We start from the raw sequence: 18,676 nt of genomic DNA, 5'->3' as shown, positions 1-18,676 counted from the left end.
GATTCGCGAAATGAGATTTTGCGAACACAGATTTCATCGGCCGCCGAGACCGCTCGTGGCGATCCCGCGTATGAGATGTTTCTGCAGGAGGATCAGGAGCGCCGCGGTCGGCGCCATGGAGATCACCGAGGCCGCCATGATCAGGTTCCACTGGGTGCCCTGCTGGCCGACGAAGAGCGACAGGCCCAGCGGGACGGTGGCCTTCTCATCCACGGTGTTGATGATGATCAGCGGCCACATGAAGCTGTTCCAGTAATTGATGAACGTGAAGACCGCCAGCACCGCGAGCGCGGGCCTGATCAGCGGCAGCATGATGCTGGAGAAGATCCGCACCGATCCCGCGCCGTCGATGCGGGCGCTCTCGGAGATCTCCTCAGGGATGGTCAGGAAGAACTGGCGCAGCATGAACGTCCCGAAGGCGGTGAAGGCCCAGGGGAAGACCAGCGCCTGGAAGGAGTCCACCCAGCCGAACCATTTCATCAGCATGAACATCGGCACGACCAGCACTTCCTGGGGGATCATCAGCGTGGCCAGGAAGACCAGGAAGAAGCCGTCGCGACCGCGCCAGCGCAGCCGCGAGAAGGCGTACGCCGACATGGCCGACGCCACCAGCACCACGACCGTGCCGCAGATGGCGACGGCGAGCCCGTTGATGACGAACTTCCCGAACGGCAGGAACTCAAAGGTCTCTTTGTAGTTCTCCCACCGGATCAGCGAGCCGAACAGGCTCGGCGGCGACTGGAACACCTCGTCGGCGGGCTTGAGCGAGGTGGCGAGCATGTACACCAGGGGCGCCAGGAACGCGGCGGCCACCAGGTAGAGGGCGACGTGCGAGATGACCAGCCGGACGCGGCGGATGGCGTGATCAGACATCGTAGGTCACCCACCTGCGCTGGCCGGCGAACTGCACCGCGGTCACACCCAGGATCAGCACGAACAGGATCCAGGCTCCGGCGGACGCGAGTCCGTACTGGTAGATCGAGAACCCCTTGTCGAAGACGAACATCATGAGGGTCTCGGTGTCCATGCCCGGCCCTCCGCCGGTCATCAGGAACGGCTGGGTGAAGACCTGGAACGAGGTGATGAGCGTCATCGTCGAGGCGAAGAACAGCGCCGGGGAGATCATCGGCAGCATGATGCGGAAGAACTGCCGCCACGGTCCCGCCCCGTCGATCTGCGCCGCCTCCAGCAGGTGCCGCGGGATGGCGTCCAGCGCGGCCGAGAAGACCAGCATGTTGTAGCCGAACCCCTGCCACACGCTCATCGCGACGACGGCGAACATGGCCCAGCCCGGCTCACCGAGGAAGTTCGGCGCGTGCGTGCCGGTGGCGGCGTACAGGGAGCCGTCGATCAGCCCGTTCGGCTGGTAGATCATCCGCCAGACGATCGCGTTGGCCACCATCGGCGTGACCACGGGCAGGAAGAACACCACCCGCAGCGCCTTGCGGCCCTTGATGCGCGGGCCCATCCACACCGCCAGCCCCACCGAGACGATGAGGTTGAGCGGCAAATAGAGCACCACGAACAGCAGCGTGTTCAACAGCGCCCGCCGGAAGACGGGGTCGGTGAACAGCGTCGTGAAGTTCTCCAGTCCGGTGAAGGTTCGCTCGCCCACCGCGGGCCACTGGAAGAAGGCCATCACCAGAGACAGCACGATCGGGAAGAGGGTGAACAGCGTCAACCCGATCATGCTGGGCGCCGCGAAGAAGGCCGCGGCCCTTCCGTCGCGGCGCAGACGGGGGCGCCGTCTGCCCGCTACCGCCGCGGGGCGGGCTATGGCGTCGTCGGACACTTCGCTCCTTAGGCCGGGGACTGCTGCTGCACCTGGGTGAGTGCGTCCGCCGCCGTGGTCTGCCCGTTGAAGGCCTGGATGCCGTACTGGGCCAGCAGCTTCTCCACCGGGTCCCAGTTCTTGGTCGTCCGGAACGGCTTCGACGAGGCGTTGGCGGCGTCGAGGACGGGCTTGGAGCCCTCGAAGGCGTTCTCGTACCACTTGTTCTGTACGGACTTGCGCGCCGGGTAGGCGCGCCCGACCGAGCCGAGCTGCCCGAGCACCTCGGCGCTGGTCATCGTGCTGACTGCCTTGAACGCCTCATCCGGGTACGGGCAGGACTGGGAGATGCCGAAGCCGGACCCGGCCGTGTAGCTCTTGGTCCCGTCCGGACCGGCGGGGATGGTGGCCAGGCCGACACCGAACTTGGCCTTCGCCTTGAGCTCCAGAACGGACCAGGGCCCGTTCACCGACATCGCCGCGTTGCCGTTGAGGAACTGGGTCTCGGTGAAGTTGTTGTCCACGCCGGGAATCTTGGGCGAGACTGCCTGCTTGGCGGTCAGGTCCGCGTACCACTGGAAGCCGGCCTTCATCTGCTCGGTGGTGAGGGTGAGCTTGCCGGACTCGTCCATCGGCTCCGCGTTGCCGGTCTTGGCCAGGATCATCGAGAACATCCCCAGGGCCGAGGGGTAGCCCACGAAGCCGTACTTGCCGCCGGTGGTCAGCTTCTTGGCCGCCGCCTCGAAGTCGGCCACGCTCCAGCCGACTTTCGGCTCCGGCACGCCGGCCGCCTTGAACATGTCCTTGTTGTAGGTGATGATCAGCGAGCCGACGTCGTACGGCAGCGCGTACTGCTTGCCGCCGGAGGCCAGCCCGGCCATGATCGACGTGTCGAAGTCGGCGGTGTCCAGGCCGTTCTTCTTGATCAGGTCGTCCAGGGGACGCATGCCGCTGACGTAGCCGCCCGTGCGCAGGCTCTGCATCGAGACGACGCACGGAGCGCTGCCACCGGCGAGGCGGGTGCCGAGCTTGGTGAAGTAGTCCTTGAAGGGCGAGGTCTCGAGCGTGATCTTGATGTTCGGGTACTTCTGGGTGACCTGGTCGGCCACTTTCTGCCAGGCGTTTCGGTCCTCGGTTCCGGACGCCCACATCCCCCAGGTGAGCGTGACCGCGCCGTTGCTCGCCTTGTTGCCTCCCGCCGATTCCTGGCCGCCGCCTCCGCAACCAGCCAGTCCCCCCGCGATGACCACCGCTGTTGCGACCGCCAGCGATCTCCGACCGCTATACATCTGCCTGCCCATCGCAGCTCCACTCAATAAGCTCGGGGCCGAGTTAATTGATCCGAAACTAGGGCGTAGCAATCCGTAATGTCAATGAGCTCGTGATAGGAAATATCCGATGACTGCTCGCCGAACAGCCGGTCGTGGCGATCTGACCCGCGTCGAGATCCTGGCGCTTCTCGGCACCGCGGGCGCCCTGGATCGCCGTCAGATCGCGGCCCGGCTCAAGCTCGGCGACGCGACCGTTCACGAACACACGCGACGCCTTCTGGCCTGCGGTTATCTGCGAACTCTCAGCCCACAGGCCGGGGTGGTCGGCCGGCCGCGCATCCCCCTGGAGGTCGTGCCGGAGGCCGCCGCGACCATCGGCGTACGCGTCGCGACCGACCATCTTGTCACTGTGGTCGCAGGGCTGGATGGAGGGCTGCTCACATCCGATGTATCGCCCTTCGACTGTCACGCAGACCCGCTCCCTCAGCTACTCACCGTCATCGACCGGCGATTGGCCGACCCTGTCATGGGTCCCAGGCTCAAGGCCGTGGGCGTGGCCGTGCCGGCTTCCGTTGATGCGGGCTATATCCGGTTCTGTCCCCGCTTTGGGTGGAGCAACCTTCCCCTTGGCGAACGGCTGCGCGCCGAGCTGCCGATCCCGGTGCTCGTCGACAACGACCTCACGGCCAGCACCACCGCCGAGCTCCTGTATCGGGCGGGACTCGAGCACGACGACTTCCTGGTGCTCGGCATCGGCGACGGGGTGGGGGTCGGCGCGGTCCTGCGACGGCGGGTGCACCGCAGCCCGGGCGGGCTGTCCGGCGAGTTCGGCCACACGCCCGTCGCCGCCACCGGCCCGCGTTGCGCCTGTGGCGCGCGGGGCTGCCTGGAGACGTTCACCAGCGACGACGGGATCCTGCGCGCCGCCCGTCGCGAGGGCCTGGCCGAGGCGTCCACCACCATCGAGGAGCTCCGCTCACGGTGGGTCGCCGGTGAGCGGTCGCTGGCCCGGGTGCTCGCCAAGGTCGGCGCCATGCTCGGGCGGGCCGTCGCCGGCGTCGTCAACCTGCTCGGCACGCCCACCATCGCGATCATCGGTGAGAACCACGTTCTCTGGCCGGGCCTGGAACCCGGGTTCTCCGTGGTGATGCGGACCAGTCAGGTCACCGCGGCCCACCGCGTCCAAGTGATCGTCCGTCCTTGGAGCGACGCCCAGCACGCGCTCGGCGCCGCCGGTCTGGCGCTCGCCGCTCCGGAAACGCTCTTCATCTGACGAGGTTGCGTCATCGCTATTTAGCGATACTATGTACTAGTAGTCAGCATCGCTGGGTAGTTGAAGGGTGTTCCATGGGCAAGCAGGCGACGGAGATGCTCAAGGGGACGCTGGAGGGCATCGTCCTGGCGATCCTGTCCAGCCGGTCCGCGTACGGCTACGAGATCACGGCGTGGCTGCGGGAGCAGGGCTTCTCCGACATCGCCGAGGGCACCATCTACGCGCTGCTGGTCAGGATCGAGCAGCGCGGCCTCGTCGACGTGGAGAAGGTCCCGTCCGAGAAGGGGCCGCCGCGCAAGGTGTACTCCCTCAACGCCCAGGGGCGGGTCTACCTCGAAGAGTTCTGGAGGACCTGGAGCTTCCTCGCGGAACGGCTCGAACAGCTCCGCGAAGGAGGAAGGCAGACATGACCACCGAGCCGAACGAGCCGAAGCGGCGCTACCTGCGCTACCTGGAGATGGTCACCGGACCGATCGAGGACAAGAAACGCTACTGGCGGTACAAGGCGCGCACGGAGCGGCTTCCAGCGGACTATCGCACGGCGATCGACGCACTGCAGCGGTACATGGAGCACTTCGGGCCGGGCAAGGCGGACAGCCTGCTGGCGATGCTGGACGATCTCGTCGATCTGTTCGAGCAGGGCGCGGCGGACGGAACCCCGCTCCGCGAGGTCGTCGGCGAAGACCCGGTGGAGTTCGCCGAGGCGTTCCTTCGCAACTACCCGGAGGGTCAGTGGATCAGCCGGGAGCGGGAACGGCTGACCAACGCCATCGATCGCGCGACCGGCGAAGGCGCCGGAACTATCCCTGGCTGACCACCTTGTCCAGGAAGGAGTGCAGGTTCGCCCGGATGCGGGTGACCTTCTCCCCCAGGCTGAGGGACTCATCGATGGTCCCGCCCCCGGCCGCCTCCTTCTTACCGCGCGTGTAGAGGGAGCAGGCCAGGTCGGTGCACAGATAGTGCCCGACCGAGTTGCCCAGGCGGCCCGCTTCGCCGGTGCGGCGCGCGGTCATCAGCGCCACGCCGCCGTTGGTGTGCGTGGTCAGGCACAGCGAGCACATGCTGCGCGAGGTGAAGCCGCGCGACGCGCCGGATGTCACCCGCAGCGCGATGCCGACGAGGGAACCGTCGCGTTCGGCGACCAGGTAGGCGCGTTCGGGCGCACCCGGATCTCGCCACCCGAGGAAGTCGAGGTCTTCCCAGGGATGGTCCGCGAGGTCTTTGGGGACGTTCAGCCGCTTGGTCTCTCCCTTGGAACAGTTCACGAATGATATACGGATGTCGCGCTCGGTGATTGGTCTCATGGGCGGGGAGGCTAGCTTCCTTACAGGTATTATGCAAATACTTAAAGCCTGTAAGTTAGCCGAGAAGGAGGGCGCATGGCACGCGCGGGATTGAGCGCCGAACGCCTGACCCAGGCGGCGGCGGACCTGGCCGACGAGATCGGCTTCCAGAACGTGACCGTCTCGGCGCTCGCGCGCGGTTTCGACGTCAAGCCCGCGGCCTTGTACTCACACGTCAAGGACGTGCAGGACCTGAGGGCCAGGGTGGCGTCGCTGGCCCTGGCGGAGCTCGCCGACAGGGCCGCCGCCGCCCTGGCCGGCCGCGCGGGCAAGGACGCGCTGGTGGCCTTCGCGAACGCCTACAGGAGCTACGCGAAAGAGCATCCGGGCAGGTACGCCGCCATGCAGATCGAGCTCGACAGAGTGGACACCAGCGCTGGGCGTCCGCACGCGGACATGACACGCGCGATACTGCGCGGGTACGCGCTGTCGGAGCCCGACCAGACGGACGCGGTACGCATGCTGCACAGCACGTTCCACGGCTATGTGAGCCTGGAGACGGCGGGCGGGTTCCGCCGCCACCCTCGTGACGTGGACGCTTCGTGGTTCAGAGCGCTGGACGCCCTCGACGCCGTTCTCCGCAACTGGCCGCCGGCCTGAGCTTATTCGTTGGCTGCTTCAAGATGCCGGGTGCGATCATGGAGCGATGGCGACGACCTGGGACGAGGCATTCGCGGACCGGTACCAGGAATGGTCCGGCCACATGACGGCCGACGTGGCCTTTTACCTCGATCTCGCGCGCGAGGCGGAGGGGCCGGTGGTCGAGCTGGCGATCGGGGACGGGCGGGTCGCGATCCCGGTGGCGCGGGAGATCGGCCGGCGGGTCGTCGGGGTCGACATCTCACCGGCGATGCTCGCGCAAGCCCGCACCCGTGCGGCCGAGGCCGGTGTGGAACTCGACCTTCGCGAGTGCGACATGCGCGACTTCGCCCTGGACGAGCCCGCGGCGCTGATCTACTGCCCGTTCCGATCACTCCAGCACCTGCCGACCTGGGCCGACCGTCGCCGTACCTTTGAGCGGGTCGCCGCCTCGCTCCGGCCGGAGGGGCGGTTCGCCTGGAACGCCATCGCCTTCGACCATCGGATCGCGGTCCAGCTCGACGGCGCGCGGCAGGAGAAGCCCGTACCGCACACCGTCCGTTACGCGGTTGGCGACAACCGCGTCGACCTTGTCCTCGACGACGGCGCGAAGAGCTCCTTCTGGTGGGCGACGAAGAACGAGTGGCTCGGGCTTCTGGATGTCGCCGGACTTGAGCTGGAGGCGCTCTACGGCGGGTTCGCCCGCGAGCCGTTCACCGAGGACAGCCGGGAGTATGTGTTCGTCGGCCGCCGACGGCCTTCCTAGGGTTCTTGTAGTCGTGGAGGCCGGGTGGCGGCCGCTCGCGCGTGACGGCGCATCCGCTCGGCCTCTGCCGCCAGCCGGGTCGCGCCGTCATCGGTCAGCCTGTAGTAGCGCCGGACCCGGCCGTCCACGATCTCCTCGCGATCCTCGGCGATGAGGCCCTCTTCCTGCAGGCGGTCGAAGGCGGCGCAGGGGGTGGCGCGTCCCACCTCGTCCATGCCACACTCGCTGTTATAGAACTCTATGAAGAGTTATAGAACGAGGTGGGTATGTGATGCGAGAGATGTCGCCATGGCGGGAGCCCGTCCCGGCAGGCGGGACGATGGGCGAGCCCCAGGCGCGGGGCCGGTTCGGCGAGTACGGCGGGCGGTACGCGCCGGAGTCCCTGGTGGAGGCGTGCCGCGAGGTGGACGAGGCGTTCCGGGAGGCGCGGGCGGATCCGGGCTTCCGCGCCGCCCTGGCGGAACTGCTCGCCTTGCACGTCGGGCGGCCGACCCCGCTCACACCGGCCCGGCGGCTGTCGCAGGAGCTGGGCGTGCGGCTGTACCTCAAGCGCGAGGACCTCACCCACACCGGGTCGCACAAGATCAACAATGTGCTGGGCCAGGCCCTGCTCGCCACCCGGATGGGACGGCGCAGGCTGATCGCCGAGACGGGAGCGGGCCAGCACGGGGTGGCCACCGCGACCGCCGCCGCGCTGCTCGGGCTCGAGGCCACGGTCTTCATGGGCGAGCGCGACATCGAGCGGCAGGCGTTGAACGTCTTCCGGATGCGCATGCTGGGCGCCGAGGTGATCCCGGTCACCACAGGCAGCCGCACGCTCAAGGACGCGACCAGCGAGGCCATGCGGCACTGGGTGGGCGTCACCGGCGACTCCCACTACTGCGTCGGCTCGGTGATCGGGCCGGATCCGTACCCGTGGATGGTCAGGGAGTTCCAGCGGGTCATCGGCGACGAGGCCCGCGCGCAGTGCGCCGCCGAACTGCGGACCGGCGTGCCGGACCACGTGGTCGCGTGTGTCGGCGGCGGCTCCAACGCGGCCGGTACGTTCGCCGGCTTCGCCGACACCTCGGCGCGCTTCGTCGGCGTCGAGGCGGAGGGCGGCGCCGGGGCGGCCCTCGGCAGGCTCGGCGTCCTGCACGGCTGCCGCTCGCTGTTCCTGCAGGACGACGACGGGCAGATCGTCGAGGCGCACTCCATCGCCCCCGGGCTCGACTACCCGGGGGTCGGCCCGGAGCACGCCCATCTGCGCGAGCTGGGCCGGGCCCGGTACGTCACGGTGACCGACGAGGAGGCGGTCGGCGCGGCGGTACGGCTGGCGCGCACCGAGGGCATCGTCCCGGCGCTCGAATCGGCGCACGCCCTCGCCTGGGTGATCCGCGCGGCGGGTGAGGGCGAACTGGCCGCCGGATCGACGGTCCTGATGACGCTGTCCGGCCGGGGCGACAAGGACATCTCTACCCTGAAGGAGCTGCTGTGACGAACACCCTGGCCCCGGGCGAGGTCGAACGCCATCTGCGTGCCCGCCGGGACACCGGTCGCGGTCTGCTCATGCCGTACATCACCGGGGGCGTCACGCCCGGCTGGACGCGATACCTGAACGCGTTCGCCGCGGCCGGAGCGGACGCGATCGAGGTCGGCCTGCCGTTCTCCGACCCCACGCTCGACGGCGTCACCATCCAGCAGGCGAGCAACGCGGCGCTGGCCCGGGGGGCGAGCACCCGCCGGATCCTCGCCGACCTGGCCGAGGCCCAGAGCGTGGGCGTGCCGCTGGTCGCCAGCACCTACTACAACCTGGTGCTGCATGACGGGCCCGAGGCGTTCTGCGCCGCGCTGCGCCGGGCCGGCGTCGGCGGTCTGATCGTGCCCGACCTGCCGGTGCACGAGGCGGACGAGCTGACGGACGTGGCCGCCGCCGCCGGGATCGATCTGGCCCTGCTGGCCTCGCCGTCGACGCCGCAGCCGAGGCTGGCGGAGATCTCACGCCGCAGCCGCGGATTCGTCTACGCGGTGTCGGTGATGGGCACCACCGGCGAGCGGGCCGACCTCGCCGCCTCGGCGGCGGAGCTCACCGCGCGGATCAAACGCGGCACCGACCGGCCGGTCTTGCTAGGATTTGGCATTTCCACGCCTGACCAGGCGCGGGAGGCGGGCCGGCACGCCGACGGCGTGGTGGTCGGCGCCGCGGTCATGCGGCGGGTGCTCGACGGGGCCGGGCCGGACGACCTGCTGGCCTTTCTCGCGACCCTGCGCCGGGCCCTCGACCAGGAGTGACGCACCAGGATGACCCCCGATGCCGGGCATGAGGCGAGATACCGCGCCATCGCCGCCGACCTCGCCGCGAAGATCCGGTCGGGACACTACGCCCCCGGTGAGGCCCTGCCCCCGCAACGGGAGCTGAGCACCTCCTACGGGGTGACCCTCATGACGCTGCGCCAGGCGTTGCGGGAGCTCAGCGACGAGAGGCTGATCGTGCAGCGGCCCGGCAAGGGCACGTTCGTGGCCCCGGCCCATCTGGCGTACCAGCTCGGCTCGCTCCGCAGCCTGGCCGACGATCTGCGGGAACAGGGCCACGACGTACGCACCGTGGTGGCCGGGCGGGCGATGCGCCGGGCCCCCGCCCGGATCGCCGCGGAGCTGCGGCTGCCTCCCGGCGACACCGCCCTGCGGCTGGAGCGGGTCCGCGAGTTCGCCGGCCGTCCCGCCGTGCACCAGGTGTCCTGGGTACGCCGGCCGGCGGCCGACCAGATCCGCGAGCGCGACTTCACCACCGTCTCCCTCTACACGGCGCTCGCCGAGGCGGGAGTGGCGGTGGCCCGGGCGTCCGAGGTGGTCCGGCCCGGCCTGCTCGACCCCGCCGCCGCGCGCCGCCTGCACGAGCCCGAGGGCAGTGCCGTGCTCGTCAGCACCCGGATCGCGTATACGCCCGACGCCGTTCCCGTCGTGTCCGACCATGCCACCATCCTGGGCACCATGATGGAGATCCGCACCGAACGCGCCGCGACCGGCCTCTCCCTCACCTGGCGCGCCACCAGCTAGGTGGCGACGCGCCAGCGAGAGTATGAGCCCGAGTATTACGACGGGTAGCACTATCGGCGCATCGGCCGTAGCATACCGATCATGGCCAAGGAGAGAACATCCGTCAGCATCGCCCCGTGGGTCCTGGAGGCGGTACGCAAGCACGCTGAGGCGAACGGGCTCAGCGTTTCCACCGTCCTGGAGCGCGGAGCCCTTCGCGAGATCGCCGCCACCCACAGCGCCGCCGCCCGCGCCAAGGTCTACGGCGAAAGCGCCCACCAGGAAGCCGACGAGCGGATCGTCGCCGACGACACCGCGCGGGCCGCCGACGAGCGCCGCGGCGAGGCCGCGTGAGCCACCGATTCGGCGAGCTGTGGACCGTCCAGCTCGGCGACCGTGAGGAAGTCCGGCTCGTCGTGACCGGCGACTTCTACCACACGCTCTACAACGACAACGTGCTCACCGCCCACGTCGAGGCCGCCGACCTGGCGCATGCCCTGACCGCCTTCGTCGTCGACGTCGGCGACGACCGAGCCGCCATGATCGACCGCATCAGCACCGTGGCGGCCACCCGGCTCAAGAGCAAGGTGGGCGACCTGCCCGAGGCCCAGCTCGCCGCCGCGCGCAGCATGCTGGGCACGATCTTCTCCATCACGGGATGACCAGCGGCTAAGAGCGCCCGAGGTCGGTCGCGTGGCCACCGCCCCGCCGCGCGAGGTCGGCGACAGGGACCCGGCTGAGCTGTACGTCCTCCTTGTTGGTGCCGTACGCCGCGTACAGAGAGCCCTTCCACACGATGCTCTTCGGGTAGCTGTACCCGGCGTTCTTGTACAGGCCCTCGTAGCGGCGCGGCTGCAGGTCCTCGGCGGTGCGCAGGTTGTACGCCTTGTCGAAGGTCACCCCGTCGGCGCTGGTCAGCACCGTCAGCGGGTACCTGTTGCGGGTGCCGGTCGGGTTGCCCACCAGGTAGGCGGTGCCGTCCGGCAGGTTCCCCGCGCTCTGCTTGGTGCGCGAGTCGGGCACGTTGGTCTCCACCGACCCCGACCAGGTCTCGCCGTCGTCGGTGCTCACCGCGGCGAGCTTGCGCAGGGTTCCGCCGCCCTGGTCGCGGAAGACCATCACGATCGAGCCGTCCGGACGCCGGTACCAGCTCGGCTCCAGCTCGCGGCTCATCTCCGGGGTGTTCGGCTGGTTGGTGAAGTCGCCCTGCTTCCAGCCGGAGACGCCGAGCGGGTCGTCGGTGTAGTAGGGCTTGACGAACAGGCCGGGCTGCATGTGGAACGCGGTCAGCACCCGCCCGCCCGGCAGCGCCTTCACGTCCTGCTCGATGATGCCGTTCACCGGCTGCCCGTCGGCGCCGGTCACCCTGCGGGGGCTGCTCCAGTGCCGGCCGTCCCTGCTGGTCACGTACTCGGTGTAGCCGCCGCGCGGGGTCAGGGCGCGTGGCCAGACGTTGAGGTAGGCGACGAGGGTCCGCCCGTTGGTCCACCATCCGCCGCTGGAGGTGTAGCCGTCGGTGCGCGGCGCGGTGAGCGGGATCGGCTTCGACCACCGCTTCCCGTCCTTGCTGGTGGCATAGGTGACGATCGTGTCGGGCGCGTCCTCGTCCACGGCGGAGCTCTGCCACTGCGCGTACAGCCGTCCCTTGAACGGCATGAGCACGACGCCGTGGTTGTACTTGCGGTCGTCGGCGCCGGGCGCGAAGACCGTGATGGTCTCGGCGCGCGCGGCGCGGTCCAGGCCGAGCGTGGCGGTGTTGGAGGTGTCGATGAGCCCGTCGGGCACCTTCAGCGGCGGGCCGTCCACGGTGGCGTGCGCCGGGGCGGCGGACAGGGCGAGGAGGGCCGCCAGGGCGAGCGCGGCGGTGCGGACAGGGGGGTGTGAACGCGTACGCGTCATGGCATTCTCCATTTGGCTGGCTGCGAAGCGATCAAGGTGGTCAGTGGTGGAGCGGGAGGTCGCGGGCGAGCCGCCGCAGGGCCTCCTGGTCGGGTTCCGGGATCGGCATGCGGGAGCGGCCGACCGGCCGTCCGGCGAGGCGGTGCACGGCGAGCATCCGCGTCGGCTCGCCGCGGATCGCGTCCACCACCTCGTCCACGTCGCCCTGCAGGCGCGCCACGATGCCGGCGTCCGCGCGCTCCAGCGCGGCCCGCATCGCGACGAACGGCTTGGCGAACGCCGACGCCACCCCGGACACGATCCCGTCGGCGCCCGCGGCGGCCGCCGCCGCGTAGTCGGCGTCGCTCCCGGTGTAGATGAGGAACCCTTCGGGCAGGCGGGCCCGGTACGAGGCGATCGTGTCGAGCGATTCCCCGCTGACCTTCACCCCCACGACGTTCGGCAGGCCCGCGAGCCGCACCAGCAGTTCCTCGTCCACCGCCACGCCGGTGCGCGCCTCGAAGAGGTAGACGAACACGTCCAGCCCGCCGGCCTCCGCGCTGACGTCCCGGAAGAACGCGTAGACCTCTTCGGGTGGGGTCGGCAGGTAGAACGGGGTGAGCACGGCGATCTCGCGGGCGCCGGCCGCCCGCGCGCCCGCGATGAGCCGCGACACCTCGAACCGGCTGGCGGCCCCGACGTGCACGATCACGCGGATGCCGGGCAGCGTCTCCACGGCCAGGGCCGCGACGGCGTTGCGCTCCTCGATCGACAGGGCCGGGAACTCGCCGGTCGTGCCGAGCACGAGCGCCCCCTGGACCCCGGAGCCCGCGACGTACGCGAGGATCTCACGGGTCCCGGCCAGGTCGAGTGCGCCGTCCTCGGCGAACGACACGGGTACGGCGGCGATGATGTCATGTGACGACGTTTCAGTCATGGATCTTTCACGGGGATGGGGAGATTGAGGGATTCCGGGGGCAGATGAGTGGATCACCCGGCGCTGTACGCCTCGTCCATCGAGGCCAGCACCTGCTCGGCGTCCGCCTGTCCGGAGAAGAGCTGCTGGATCCCGGCGAAGTGCGCGGCCTGCACCCGCGCGTTGGGCCAGCCGGAGTCCGGGAAGGGCGCGGTGTGACCGGCGGCGATGATGTCGATCGCCGTCCGCACGGCCGACGCCGCCTCGACTTGGGCCCCCTGGATCGCGGGGATGCCGGGCGCGGTGTCGAACCAGACCTTGATGGCCTCCGGCGTGGCCAGCCAGTCGACGAAGGCGAGGCCGTTCACCTTGTTCTTGGCCTTGTCGTTGACCGCGAAGCTCACGCCGATGCCGCGCGGGACCGGGTTGGTGCCGCTGTCACCGCCGGGCAGCGGGAAGAACCCGAACTCCGCGTCCTTCGGGGCGGTCGAGGTGATCTGCGAGTATGAGGCGAGCACCTGCACCACGCCGACGGCCTTGCCGGTGTTGACCAGGTTGTAGGAGGCGGTCACGTCGGTGCCGAGCGGATCGGCGTTGAAGCAGCCCGCCTTGTTCATCTCCAGGTACTTGGCGAAGGCGGCCGCCCAGCCGGAGCCGGCGAAACTCGCCTGTTGCTTCGCCATCTTGTCGTTGAAGGACGGGTCGGCGGCGTAGACGGTCGAGGCGACCAGCGCGTACGGGATGAGCTGCGTCACCCAGTCGGTCTGGATGCCCAGCGCGAAGGCGACCTTGCCCTTGGCCTTGACGTCCGCGCAGAACTTGAGCAGCTCGGTGTAGGTCGCCGGCGTCTTCAGCCCGGTCTCCTTCAGCGTGGCGACGTTGTAGATCGCGCCGATGGCGTCGAGTTTGGACGGCAGCCCGTAGGTCTTGCCGCCGATCCGCATCGTCTCGGCGGTGCCGGGCTCGATCTTGGCGGCCCACGGCCGGTCCGACAGGTCGGCCAGGTACCCGGCCTTCTGCAGGAGGGAGATGGCGCCGGGATTGCCGCTGCCCGGCCACACCGTGAAGACGTCGGGCGCCGTCCCCGACGACAGCTGGGTACGCAGCGTCGTCTGGTACTGCGCGGTGTCGGCCACGGTCACGTTGATGTCGAGGCCCGTCTTCTTCTTGTACGCCTCGACCACCGCCCGCATCGGCGCCTGGTTGTTCGACGTCGTGGCGATGGTGAGCGCCTTGGTCTTCTCGTTGCTCGCCGCCTGCGGCTGCGACCCGCAGGCGGTCAGGGCCAGCGTCGCCGCGGCGAGAGCGGCGATCTTCCGGTTGAACATGCTGGTTGTACTCCAGGGGGGTTCGAAGGGAAATCAGTGGGTCGTCGTCGCGGCTCCGGCCGGGAAACGGAAGGTGTAGCTTCCCGATGCCAGGCGCAGCCGGGTGCACCCCTGCCGCTCCTCCTGGACGGTGACCCCTTCCGAACGGGTGACGGCCTCGCCGCCTTCCGTGATCGTCGCCGCCGAGAGCACCGGAAGCACGGCCTCGGCGGCCGCTCCCGGCGGTATCAGGACCGACCATTCGCACCACCCCGCCTCGTCGCGGCGCCAGGAACTGGCGACGCGCCCGCGAGGGGTATCGATCGCCCCGCGCGCCCAGTCCAGGGAGGTGTGGAGCTGCGGCGCGAGCCGGATGCCGGCGTACCCGGCCGAACCGGGCGCCTGCCCGATGCCGAGCACCCCGGTGAACAACCACTCGCCGACCGCGCCGAGGGAGTAGTGGTTGAAGCTGTTCATCCGCGGCGACTGGAAACCGCCCTCCGGGGTCCAGCCGTCCCAGCGCTCCCAGATCGTCGTCGCCCCGTTGCGCACGGAGAACAGCCACGACGGGTAGCGGTCGTCGTTGATCAGCGCGTACGCCAGATCCGAGCGGCCGATCGCGGTCAGCACCGGGCACAGCAGCCCGACCGTGATGAAACCCGAGGTGAGGGAGACGCCGCGGCGTTCGATCGCCGCCACGAGCCGCCCGGCGACGGCATCGCGCTGCCCCGGTTCGCACAGGTCGAAGGCGAGGGTGAGCAGGTAGGCGCCCTGGGTGTCGCCGTGGACGCGGCCGTCGGGGCCGACGAACTCCGCCCGGTAGGCCGCGCGGACGCGCTCGGCGAGGCCGGTCAGTTCCCGCGCCTCGGCGTCGCGCCCGAGCACGGCGAGACTGCGCGCGGTCAGCTCGGCGCTGTGCGCGAAGTAGGCGGTGGCCAGGACGTCCTTCGGGGTCTCCGCGCCGACCTGCAGCCAGTCCCCGTAGTTGTTGCCGACGCGCTCGCGCCAGATCAGCCCGGGATTGTGCCGTTCGACGTGCCGTACCCAGGCGACCATCGCGTCCACGGACTCCCGCAGCACGTCGGCGTCGCCGCTCGCGCGGTAGACGTGCCAGGGGATCGTCACCCCGCCGTCGCCCCAGGCCGGCGCGCCTTCCCGCAGGTGGATGAGGCGGGGCGAGAGGTCGGGGAACGCGCCGTCCGCGGACTGGCCGAGGCGCACGTCCCGCAGCCAGCGGCGCAGCAGCGGGGCGACGTCGGCCAGCAGCAGCGCGGTAGGCGTGAACACCTGCGCGTCGGCCAGCCAGCCGAGCCGCTCGTCGCGCTGCGGGCAGTCGGTCGGGATCGACACGAAGTTGCCCCGCAGGCTCCAGGTGATGTTCGAGGCCAGCGCGTTCAGGTCCGCGCTGGAGGTCTCGAACGCGCCGGTCAGCGCGAAGCCGTTGTGCAGCACGACCGCCTCGACCTGCTCGGGGGCGAGGTCCCCGGTCAGGCCGGAGACCTCGGTGTAGCGGAATCCGTGCAGGGTGAAGCGGGGCTCGAACACCTGCGCCGGAGAGCCGTCGGTCCAGAAGACGTCCACGGGTTCGGCGGTGCGCAGGTTCGCCGTATAGAGGTCGCCGTGCTCGTCGAGCACCTCGGCGTGGGTGAGCTGGACCCGGGTGCCGGCGGGCTGGCCCGTCAGGGTGAGGGCGACGCGGCCGACCACGTTCTGCCCGAAGTCGACCACGAACCGCCCGTCGCCCCGCGGCGTCACCGCGACCGCGGGCACCCGGCCCGTCACCCGCACCGCCGGGTCGGCCTCCGGGACCAGCGTGGAGGTATCGCGGGAGGTCACCACGGCCGCCGACCAGGCCGAGGTGTCGTGTCCCGGCAGCTCCCAGCCCGGTTCGGCGCGGCGCGAGTCCTCGTACTGGCCCATCAGCAGGTCGGCGTAGAGGATGTCGCTCGGCGACTCCTTCCACCCCTCGCCGCTGACGATCGACCGGCGCGAGCCGTCCGCCCCGTCCACGTCGAGCTGCACCAGCAGCGCGGGCTCGGTGCCGTAGTGCTGAGCCTGGTGGCGGCGGTCGGTGCCGATGAAGCCCACGTACCAGCCGTCGCCCAGCAGCGCCGCGACCGTGTTGCGGCCGGGCCGCAGCAGGGCGGTCACGTCCCAGGTCTGGTACGTGATCCGCTCCCGGTACTCGGTCCAGCCCGGCACCAGCTCGTCCTGCCCGACCCGGCGGCCGTTGACGTAGAGCCGGTAGACGCCCTTCGCCGACGCGTGCACCCGAGCCGACGCCGGCACCTCGGTCAGGTCGAAGCCGTGGACGAAGCGGCGCACCGGCTGCAGCTTGTTCACCGTGTAGCTGATGTCGGTGTCCTGGGGCGGCGAGGCCACCTGGTGGTAGATCGGGTTACGGCCGATCCAGGCGGCCCGCCACTCCCCCGCGTGCACCACCCCGGTGCCGAACCGGGCCCGCGCCACCGTCCGCGCGCCCGTCTCGTCCTCGACCTCGACCTCCCATTCGTAGGCCGACGACGTCACCAGCGGCCCGCCGCCGTAACGGGCGCCGACAGTGCTGTCCGACTCCACCACGCCGGAGTCCCACACCAGCACCGCGCCGCCGGTCGCCGGCAGGTGCCGCACCCGGAGGCGGTAGGAGCGCTGGCGCGCGCCACGCCGCTCCGATTGCAGCCGCCAGGAGAACGAGGGCGCGGCGACGACGCCCACCGGCTCGTGCTGCCCGCCGGTCCGCAGCTCATAAGGTCGCAATCCGGTCATCCCTTCAGCCCTCCCGCGAAACCGCTGATGATCCTGCGTTGCAGCAGGAAGTAGACGACCAGCACCGGCAGGATGCTGATCACCAGGCCGGCGAACACGATCGGCCAGTTCGACACGTACTGCCCGACGAAGGCGTACAACGCGACCGTCACCGTCTGTTGCGGCGTTCCGCTCAGATACAGCAGCGGAACCAGGAAGTCGTTCCACACGGTGATCGCGTTCAGGATGCCGACGGTGCCGGTGACCGGGCGCAGCAGCGGGAAGATGACGCTGCGGAAGGTACGCAGCGCGCCCGCGCCGTCGATCGAGGCCGCCTCCTCGTACTCCCTCGGGATCGCGCGCAGGAACCCGGTGTAGAGGAAGATCGAGAACGGCACCTGCATGCCGGCGTAGAGGATCACCAGCGCCCACAGCGAGCCGAGCAGCCCGACGTCGCGCATGGTCTGGTAGAGCGGAATGAGTGCCACCTGGAACGGGATCAGCATGCCGGCCAGCACCAGCCAGAAGACGGTGGACGACAGCTTCGAGGTGATCCGCGCCAGCGGGTAGGCCGCCATCGAGGAGATGACCACGATCAGCACCACGCTGACGCCCGTCACGATCGCGCTGTTGACCAGCGCGCCCGCCAGGCCCGCCTGCTCCCAGGCGGCGAGATAGTTGCCGAAGGTCGGCGCCGTCACCGGCCGCAGCGGCGACGAGGCGTCGCCGGCCGGCCGCAGGGACAGGTTGACCAGGATGTAGACCGGCAACACGAACACGAGGGCGGCCAGGAGCATGACGACCTCGCGCGCGAACACGCCCTTGGTGTAGCGGAACATCAGCTCACCGCCTGCCGGTTGGACATCCGGTACTGCGCGACCGAGAACACCGCGACGATGACGGCCAGCACGAGGGCGAGCGCGATGCCGTACCCGAACTGGTCGAACTGGAAGGCCGACTTGTAGAGCAGCGTGGAGAGCGTCTCCGTCGCCCCGCCAGGCCCGCCGCCCGTGAGCACGTACACCTCGGTGAACATCTTGAATCCGCCGATCAGGGTCAGCATCACGTTGATCGTGGTCGCGGTGGCCAGCAGCGGCCAGGTCACCGACCAGAAGCGGCGCCACGCGCCCGCGCCGTCCACCGCCGCCGCCTCGATCACCTCGGGCGAGATCGACTGCAGGCCCGCCAGGTAGATCACCATCGAGTAGCCGGCGTGCTGCCACACCACGATCATGACCACCGACACCGCCGCCCACGTCGGGTCACCGAGCCAGCTCTGCCGCAGCGCGCCCAGCCCGACCGCCTCTAGCAGGCCGTTGACCGCGCCGTCCGGCGTGAGCATGAACTTCCACAGGTACGCGACCACGACCGGCGTGATCACGACCGGGGCGAAGAAGACCACGCGCAGCACGTTGCGCGTCTTCAGGCCCGTGTGCAGACCGACCGCGAGCAGCAGCCCGACGCCGTTCTGCAGCACCGTGATCGCGAGCGCGAAGATGAGCGTCATGGTGAGCGCTTCGAGCGAACTGTCCGAGGAGAAGATGCGGGCGAAGTTGTCGAAGCCGACAAAGTTGTAGTCCGGGGAGAGCCCGTCCCAGTCGGTGAAGGCGAGCGCCCCGCCGCGCAGGGTCGGCACCACGACGGCGAACCCGTAGAAGGCGAGCGCGGGCAGCGCGAACCACAGCAGCTTCCGCGACGGCGCCGCCGGCCCGCGCCGCCCACCGCCGTCCGTTCGCGGCGCTTGGGGGCGCGTTGTGGGCCTCTTCGACGTGAGCACTCCGAAACCTTCCGTTCACCGTTAACGGTGGTCAG

21 protein-coding genes are annotated in these 18,676 nt (G+C 69.9%); 10 read left to right on the top strand and 11 right to left on the bottom strand.

What is annotated here, in order from left to right:
* Positions 1-33 precede the first annotated feature (33 nt).
* From ACQP2T_RS31515 to ACQP2T_RS31505, 3 genes are read right to left on the bottom strand one after another with little or no spacing between them, the layout of a single operon-like run.
* Complete coding sequence (locus ACQP2T_RS31515) at positions 34-873, bottom strand: carbohydrate ABC transporter permease (protein ID WP_433519686.1); 840 nt, start codon at positions 871-873, stop codon at positions 34-36.
* Complete coding sequence (locus tag ACQP2T_RS31510) at positions 866-1,792, bottom strand: carbohydrate ABC transporter permease (RefSeq protein WP_364013758.1); 927 nt, start codon at positions 1,790-1,792, stop codon at positions 866-868. The genes ACQP2T_RS31515 and ACQP2T_RS31510 overlap by 8 nt, the downstream gene beginning before the upstream one ends.
* Before the next feature lie 8 nt (positions 1,793-1,800).
* Entirely contained in the window at positions 1,801-3,072 is a 1,272-nt protein-coding gene (locus ACQP2T_RS31505; protein ID WP_433519685.1) for an ABC transporter substrate-binding protein, read from the bottom strand.
* 97 nt (positions 3,073-3,169) lie between these two features.
* Between ACQP2T_RS31505 and ACQP2T_RS31500 the strand changes: the two genes are divergently transcribed.
* The 3 genes from ACQP2T_RS31500 to ACQP2T_RS31490 all read left to right on the top strand — a co-directional run bounded on the left by ACQP2T_RS31500 (position 3,170) and on the right by ACQP2T_RS31490 (position 5,129).
* Positions 3,170-4,315, top strand: a complete 1,146-nt coding sequence (locus tag ACQP2T_RS31500; RefSeq protein WP_433519684.1) for an ROK family protein — start codon at positions 3,170-3,172, stop codon at positions 4,313-4,315.
* A 74-nt stretch (positions 4,316-4,389) separates the two neighbouring features.
* The gene (locus ACQP2T_RS31495) at positions 4,390-4,725 is read left to right on the top strand and encodes a PadR family transcriptional regulator (RefSeq protein WP_433519683.1); all 336 of its coding nucleotides are present in this window, start codon (positions 4,390-4,392) and stop codon (positions 4,723-4,725) included.
* Positions 4,722-5,129 carry a DUF1048 domain-containing protein gene (locus tag ACQP2T_RS31490; RefSeq protein WP_433519682.1) on the top strand — a complete coding sequence of 136 codons (408 nt, stop codon included), beginning with the start codon at positions 4,722-4,724 and terminating at the stop codon, positions 5,127-5,129. Before ACQP2T_RS31495 ends, ACQP2T_RS31490 begins: the two co-directional genes overlap by 4 nt.
* On the opposite strand, the gene ACQP2T_RS31485 is transcribed toward ACQP2T_RS31490, so the two are convergent.
* Complete coding sequence (locus ACQP2T_RS31485) at positions 5,116-5,580, bottom strand: FBP domain-containing protein (protein ID WP_433519681.1); 465 nt, start codon at positions 5,578-5,580, stop codon at positions 5,116-5,118. The genes ACQP2T_RS31490 and ACQP2T_RS31485 overlap by 14 nt on opposite strands.
* A gap of 114 nt (positions 5,581-5,694) precedes the next feature.
* On the opposite strand from ACQP2T_RS31485, the gene ACQP2T_RS31480 reads away from it, so the two are divergent.
* On the top strand, positions 5,695-6,258 hold the full coding sequence (locus ACQP2T_RS31480; RefSeq protein WP_433519680.1) for a TetR/AcrR family transcriptional regulator: 564 nt from the start codon (positions 5,695-5,697) through the stop codon (positions 6,256-6,258).
* Positions 6,259-6,304: 46 nt separating this feature from the next.
* The gene (locus ACQP2T_RS31475; RefSeq protein ID WP_433519679.1) at positions 6,305-7,003 is read left to right on the top strand and encodes a class I SAM-dependent methyltransferase; all 699 of its coding nucleotides are present in this window, start codon (positions 6,305-6,307) and stop codon (positions 7,001-7,003) included.
* On the opposite strand, the gene ACQP2T_RS31470 is transcribed toward ACQP2T_RS31475, so the two are convergent.
* Positions 7,000-7,218, bottom strand: coding sequence for a PadR family transcriptional regulator (locus ACQP2T_RS31470; protein WP_433519678.1), 219 nt, complete (start codon positions 7,216-7,218; stop codon positions 7,000-7,002). The two genes, ACQP2T_RS31475 and ACQP2T_RS31470, sit on opposite strands and share 4 nt — an antisense overlap.
* A gap of 56 nt (positions 7,219-7,274) precedes the next feature.
* Here ACQP2T_RS31470 and trpB point away from each other — a divergent pair, with 56 nt between their 5' ends.
* The 5 genes from trpB (at position 7,275) to ACQP2T_RS31445 (ending at position 10,680) form a co-directional block, all read left to right on the top strand.
* Positions 7,275-8,480, top strand: coding sequence for a tryptophan synthase subunit beta (gene trpB / locus ACQP2T_RS31465; protein WP_433519677.1), 1,206 nt, complete (start codon positions 7,275-7,277; stop codon positions 8,478-8,480).
* A complete protein-coding gene (gene trpA, locus ACQP2T_RS31460) occupies positions 8,477-9,274 on the top strand; it encodes a tryptophan synthase subunit alpha (RefSeq protein WP_433519676.1) in 798 nt (265 codons plus the stop codon). Before trpB ends, trpA begins: the two co-directional genes overlap by 4 nt.
* 9 nt (positions 9,275-9,283) lie before the next feature.
* On the top strand, positions 9,284-10,039 hold the full coding sequence (locus ACQP2T_RS31455) for a GntR family transcriptional regulator (RefSeq protein WP_433519675.1): 756 nt from the start codon (positions 9,284-9,286) through the stop codon (positions 10,037-10,039).
* 81 nt (positions 10,040-10,120) lie between these two features.
* On the top strand, positions 10,121-10,372 hold the full coding sequence (locus tag ACQP2T_RS31450; protein WP_358548269.1) for a hypothetical protein: 252 nt from the start codon (positions 10,121-10,123) through the stop codon (positions 10,370-10,372).
* The gene (locus ACQP2T_RS31445) at positions 10,369-10,680 is read left to right on the top strand and encodes a type II toxin-antitoxin system PemK/MazF family toxin (protein ID WP_433519674.1); all 312 of its coding nucleotides are present in this window, start codon (positions 10,369-10,371) and stop codon (positions 10,678-10,680) included. The genes ACQP2T_RS31450 and ACQP2T_RS31445 overlap by 4 nt, the downstream gene beginning before the upstream one ends.
* Positions 10,681-10,687: 7 nt before the next feature.
* On the opposite strand, the gene ACQP2T_RS31440 is transcribed toward ACQP2T_RS31445, so the two are convergent.
* Genes ACQP2T_RS31440 through ACQP2T_RS31415 form a run of 6 tightly spaced genes read right to left on the bottom strand, consistent with a single transcriptional unit; the run spans position 10,688 to position 18,641 of the window.
* Positions 10,688-11,917 carry a sialidase family protein gene (locus ACQP2T_RS31440; RefSeq protein ID WP_433519673.1) on the bottom strand — a complete coding sequence of 410 codons (1,230 nt, stop codon included), beginning with the start codon at positions 11,915-11,917 and terminating at the stop codon, positions 10,688-10,690.
* Between the two features lie 40 nt (positions 11,918-11,957).
* The gene (locus ACQP2T_RS31435) at positions 11,958-12,833 is read right to left on the bottom strand and encodes a dihydrodipicolinate synthase family protein (protein ID WP_433519672.1); all 876 of its coding nucleotides are present in this window, start codon (positions 12,831-12,833) and stop codon (positions 11,958-11,960) included.
* A gap of 53 nt (positions 12,834-12,886) precedes the next feature.
* Entirely contained in the window at positions 12,887-14,140 is a 1,254-nt protein-coding gene (locus ACQP2T_RS31430) for an ABC transporter substrate-binding protein (RefSeq protein WP_433519671.1), read from the bottom strand.
* 33 nt (positions 14,141-14,173) lie between these two features.
* Positions 14,174-16,885 (bottom strand): family 78 glycoside hydrolase catalytic domain, encoded by a 2,712-nt coding sequence (locus ACQP2T_RS31425; protein ID WP_433519670.1) that lies wholly within the window; start codon positions 16,883-16,885, stop codon positions 14,174-14,176.
* On the bottom strand, positions 16,882-17,703 hold the full coding sequence (locus tag ACQP2T_RS31420) for a carbohydrate ABC transporter permease (RefSeq protein WP_433519669.1): 822 nt from the start codon (positions 17,701-17,703) through the stop codon (positions 16,882-16,884). Before ACQP2T_RS31420 ends, ACQP2T_RS31425 begins: the two co-directional genes overlap by 4 nt.
* The gene (locus ACQP2T_RS31415; protein WP_433519668.1) at positions 17,703-18,641 is read right to left on the bottom strand and encodes a carbohydrate ABC transporter permease; all 939 of its coding nucleotides are present in this window, start codon (positions 18,639-18,641) and stop codon (positions 17,703-17,705) included. The genes ACQP2T_RS31420 and ACQP2T_RS31415 overlap by 1 nt, the downstream gene beginning before the upstream one ends.
* Positions 18,642-18,676: the final 35 nt, after the last annotated feature.

Origin of the sequence: Nonomuraea sp. CA-143628 (assembly GCF_050942315.1) — a bacterium.
Lineage (GTDB): Bacteria > Actinomycetota > Actinomycetes > Streptosporangiales > Streptosporangiaceae > Nonomuraea.
Note: the sequence above shows the minus strand (reverse complement) of the source record. Positions and strands in the feature narration are given on the sequence as shown.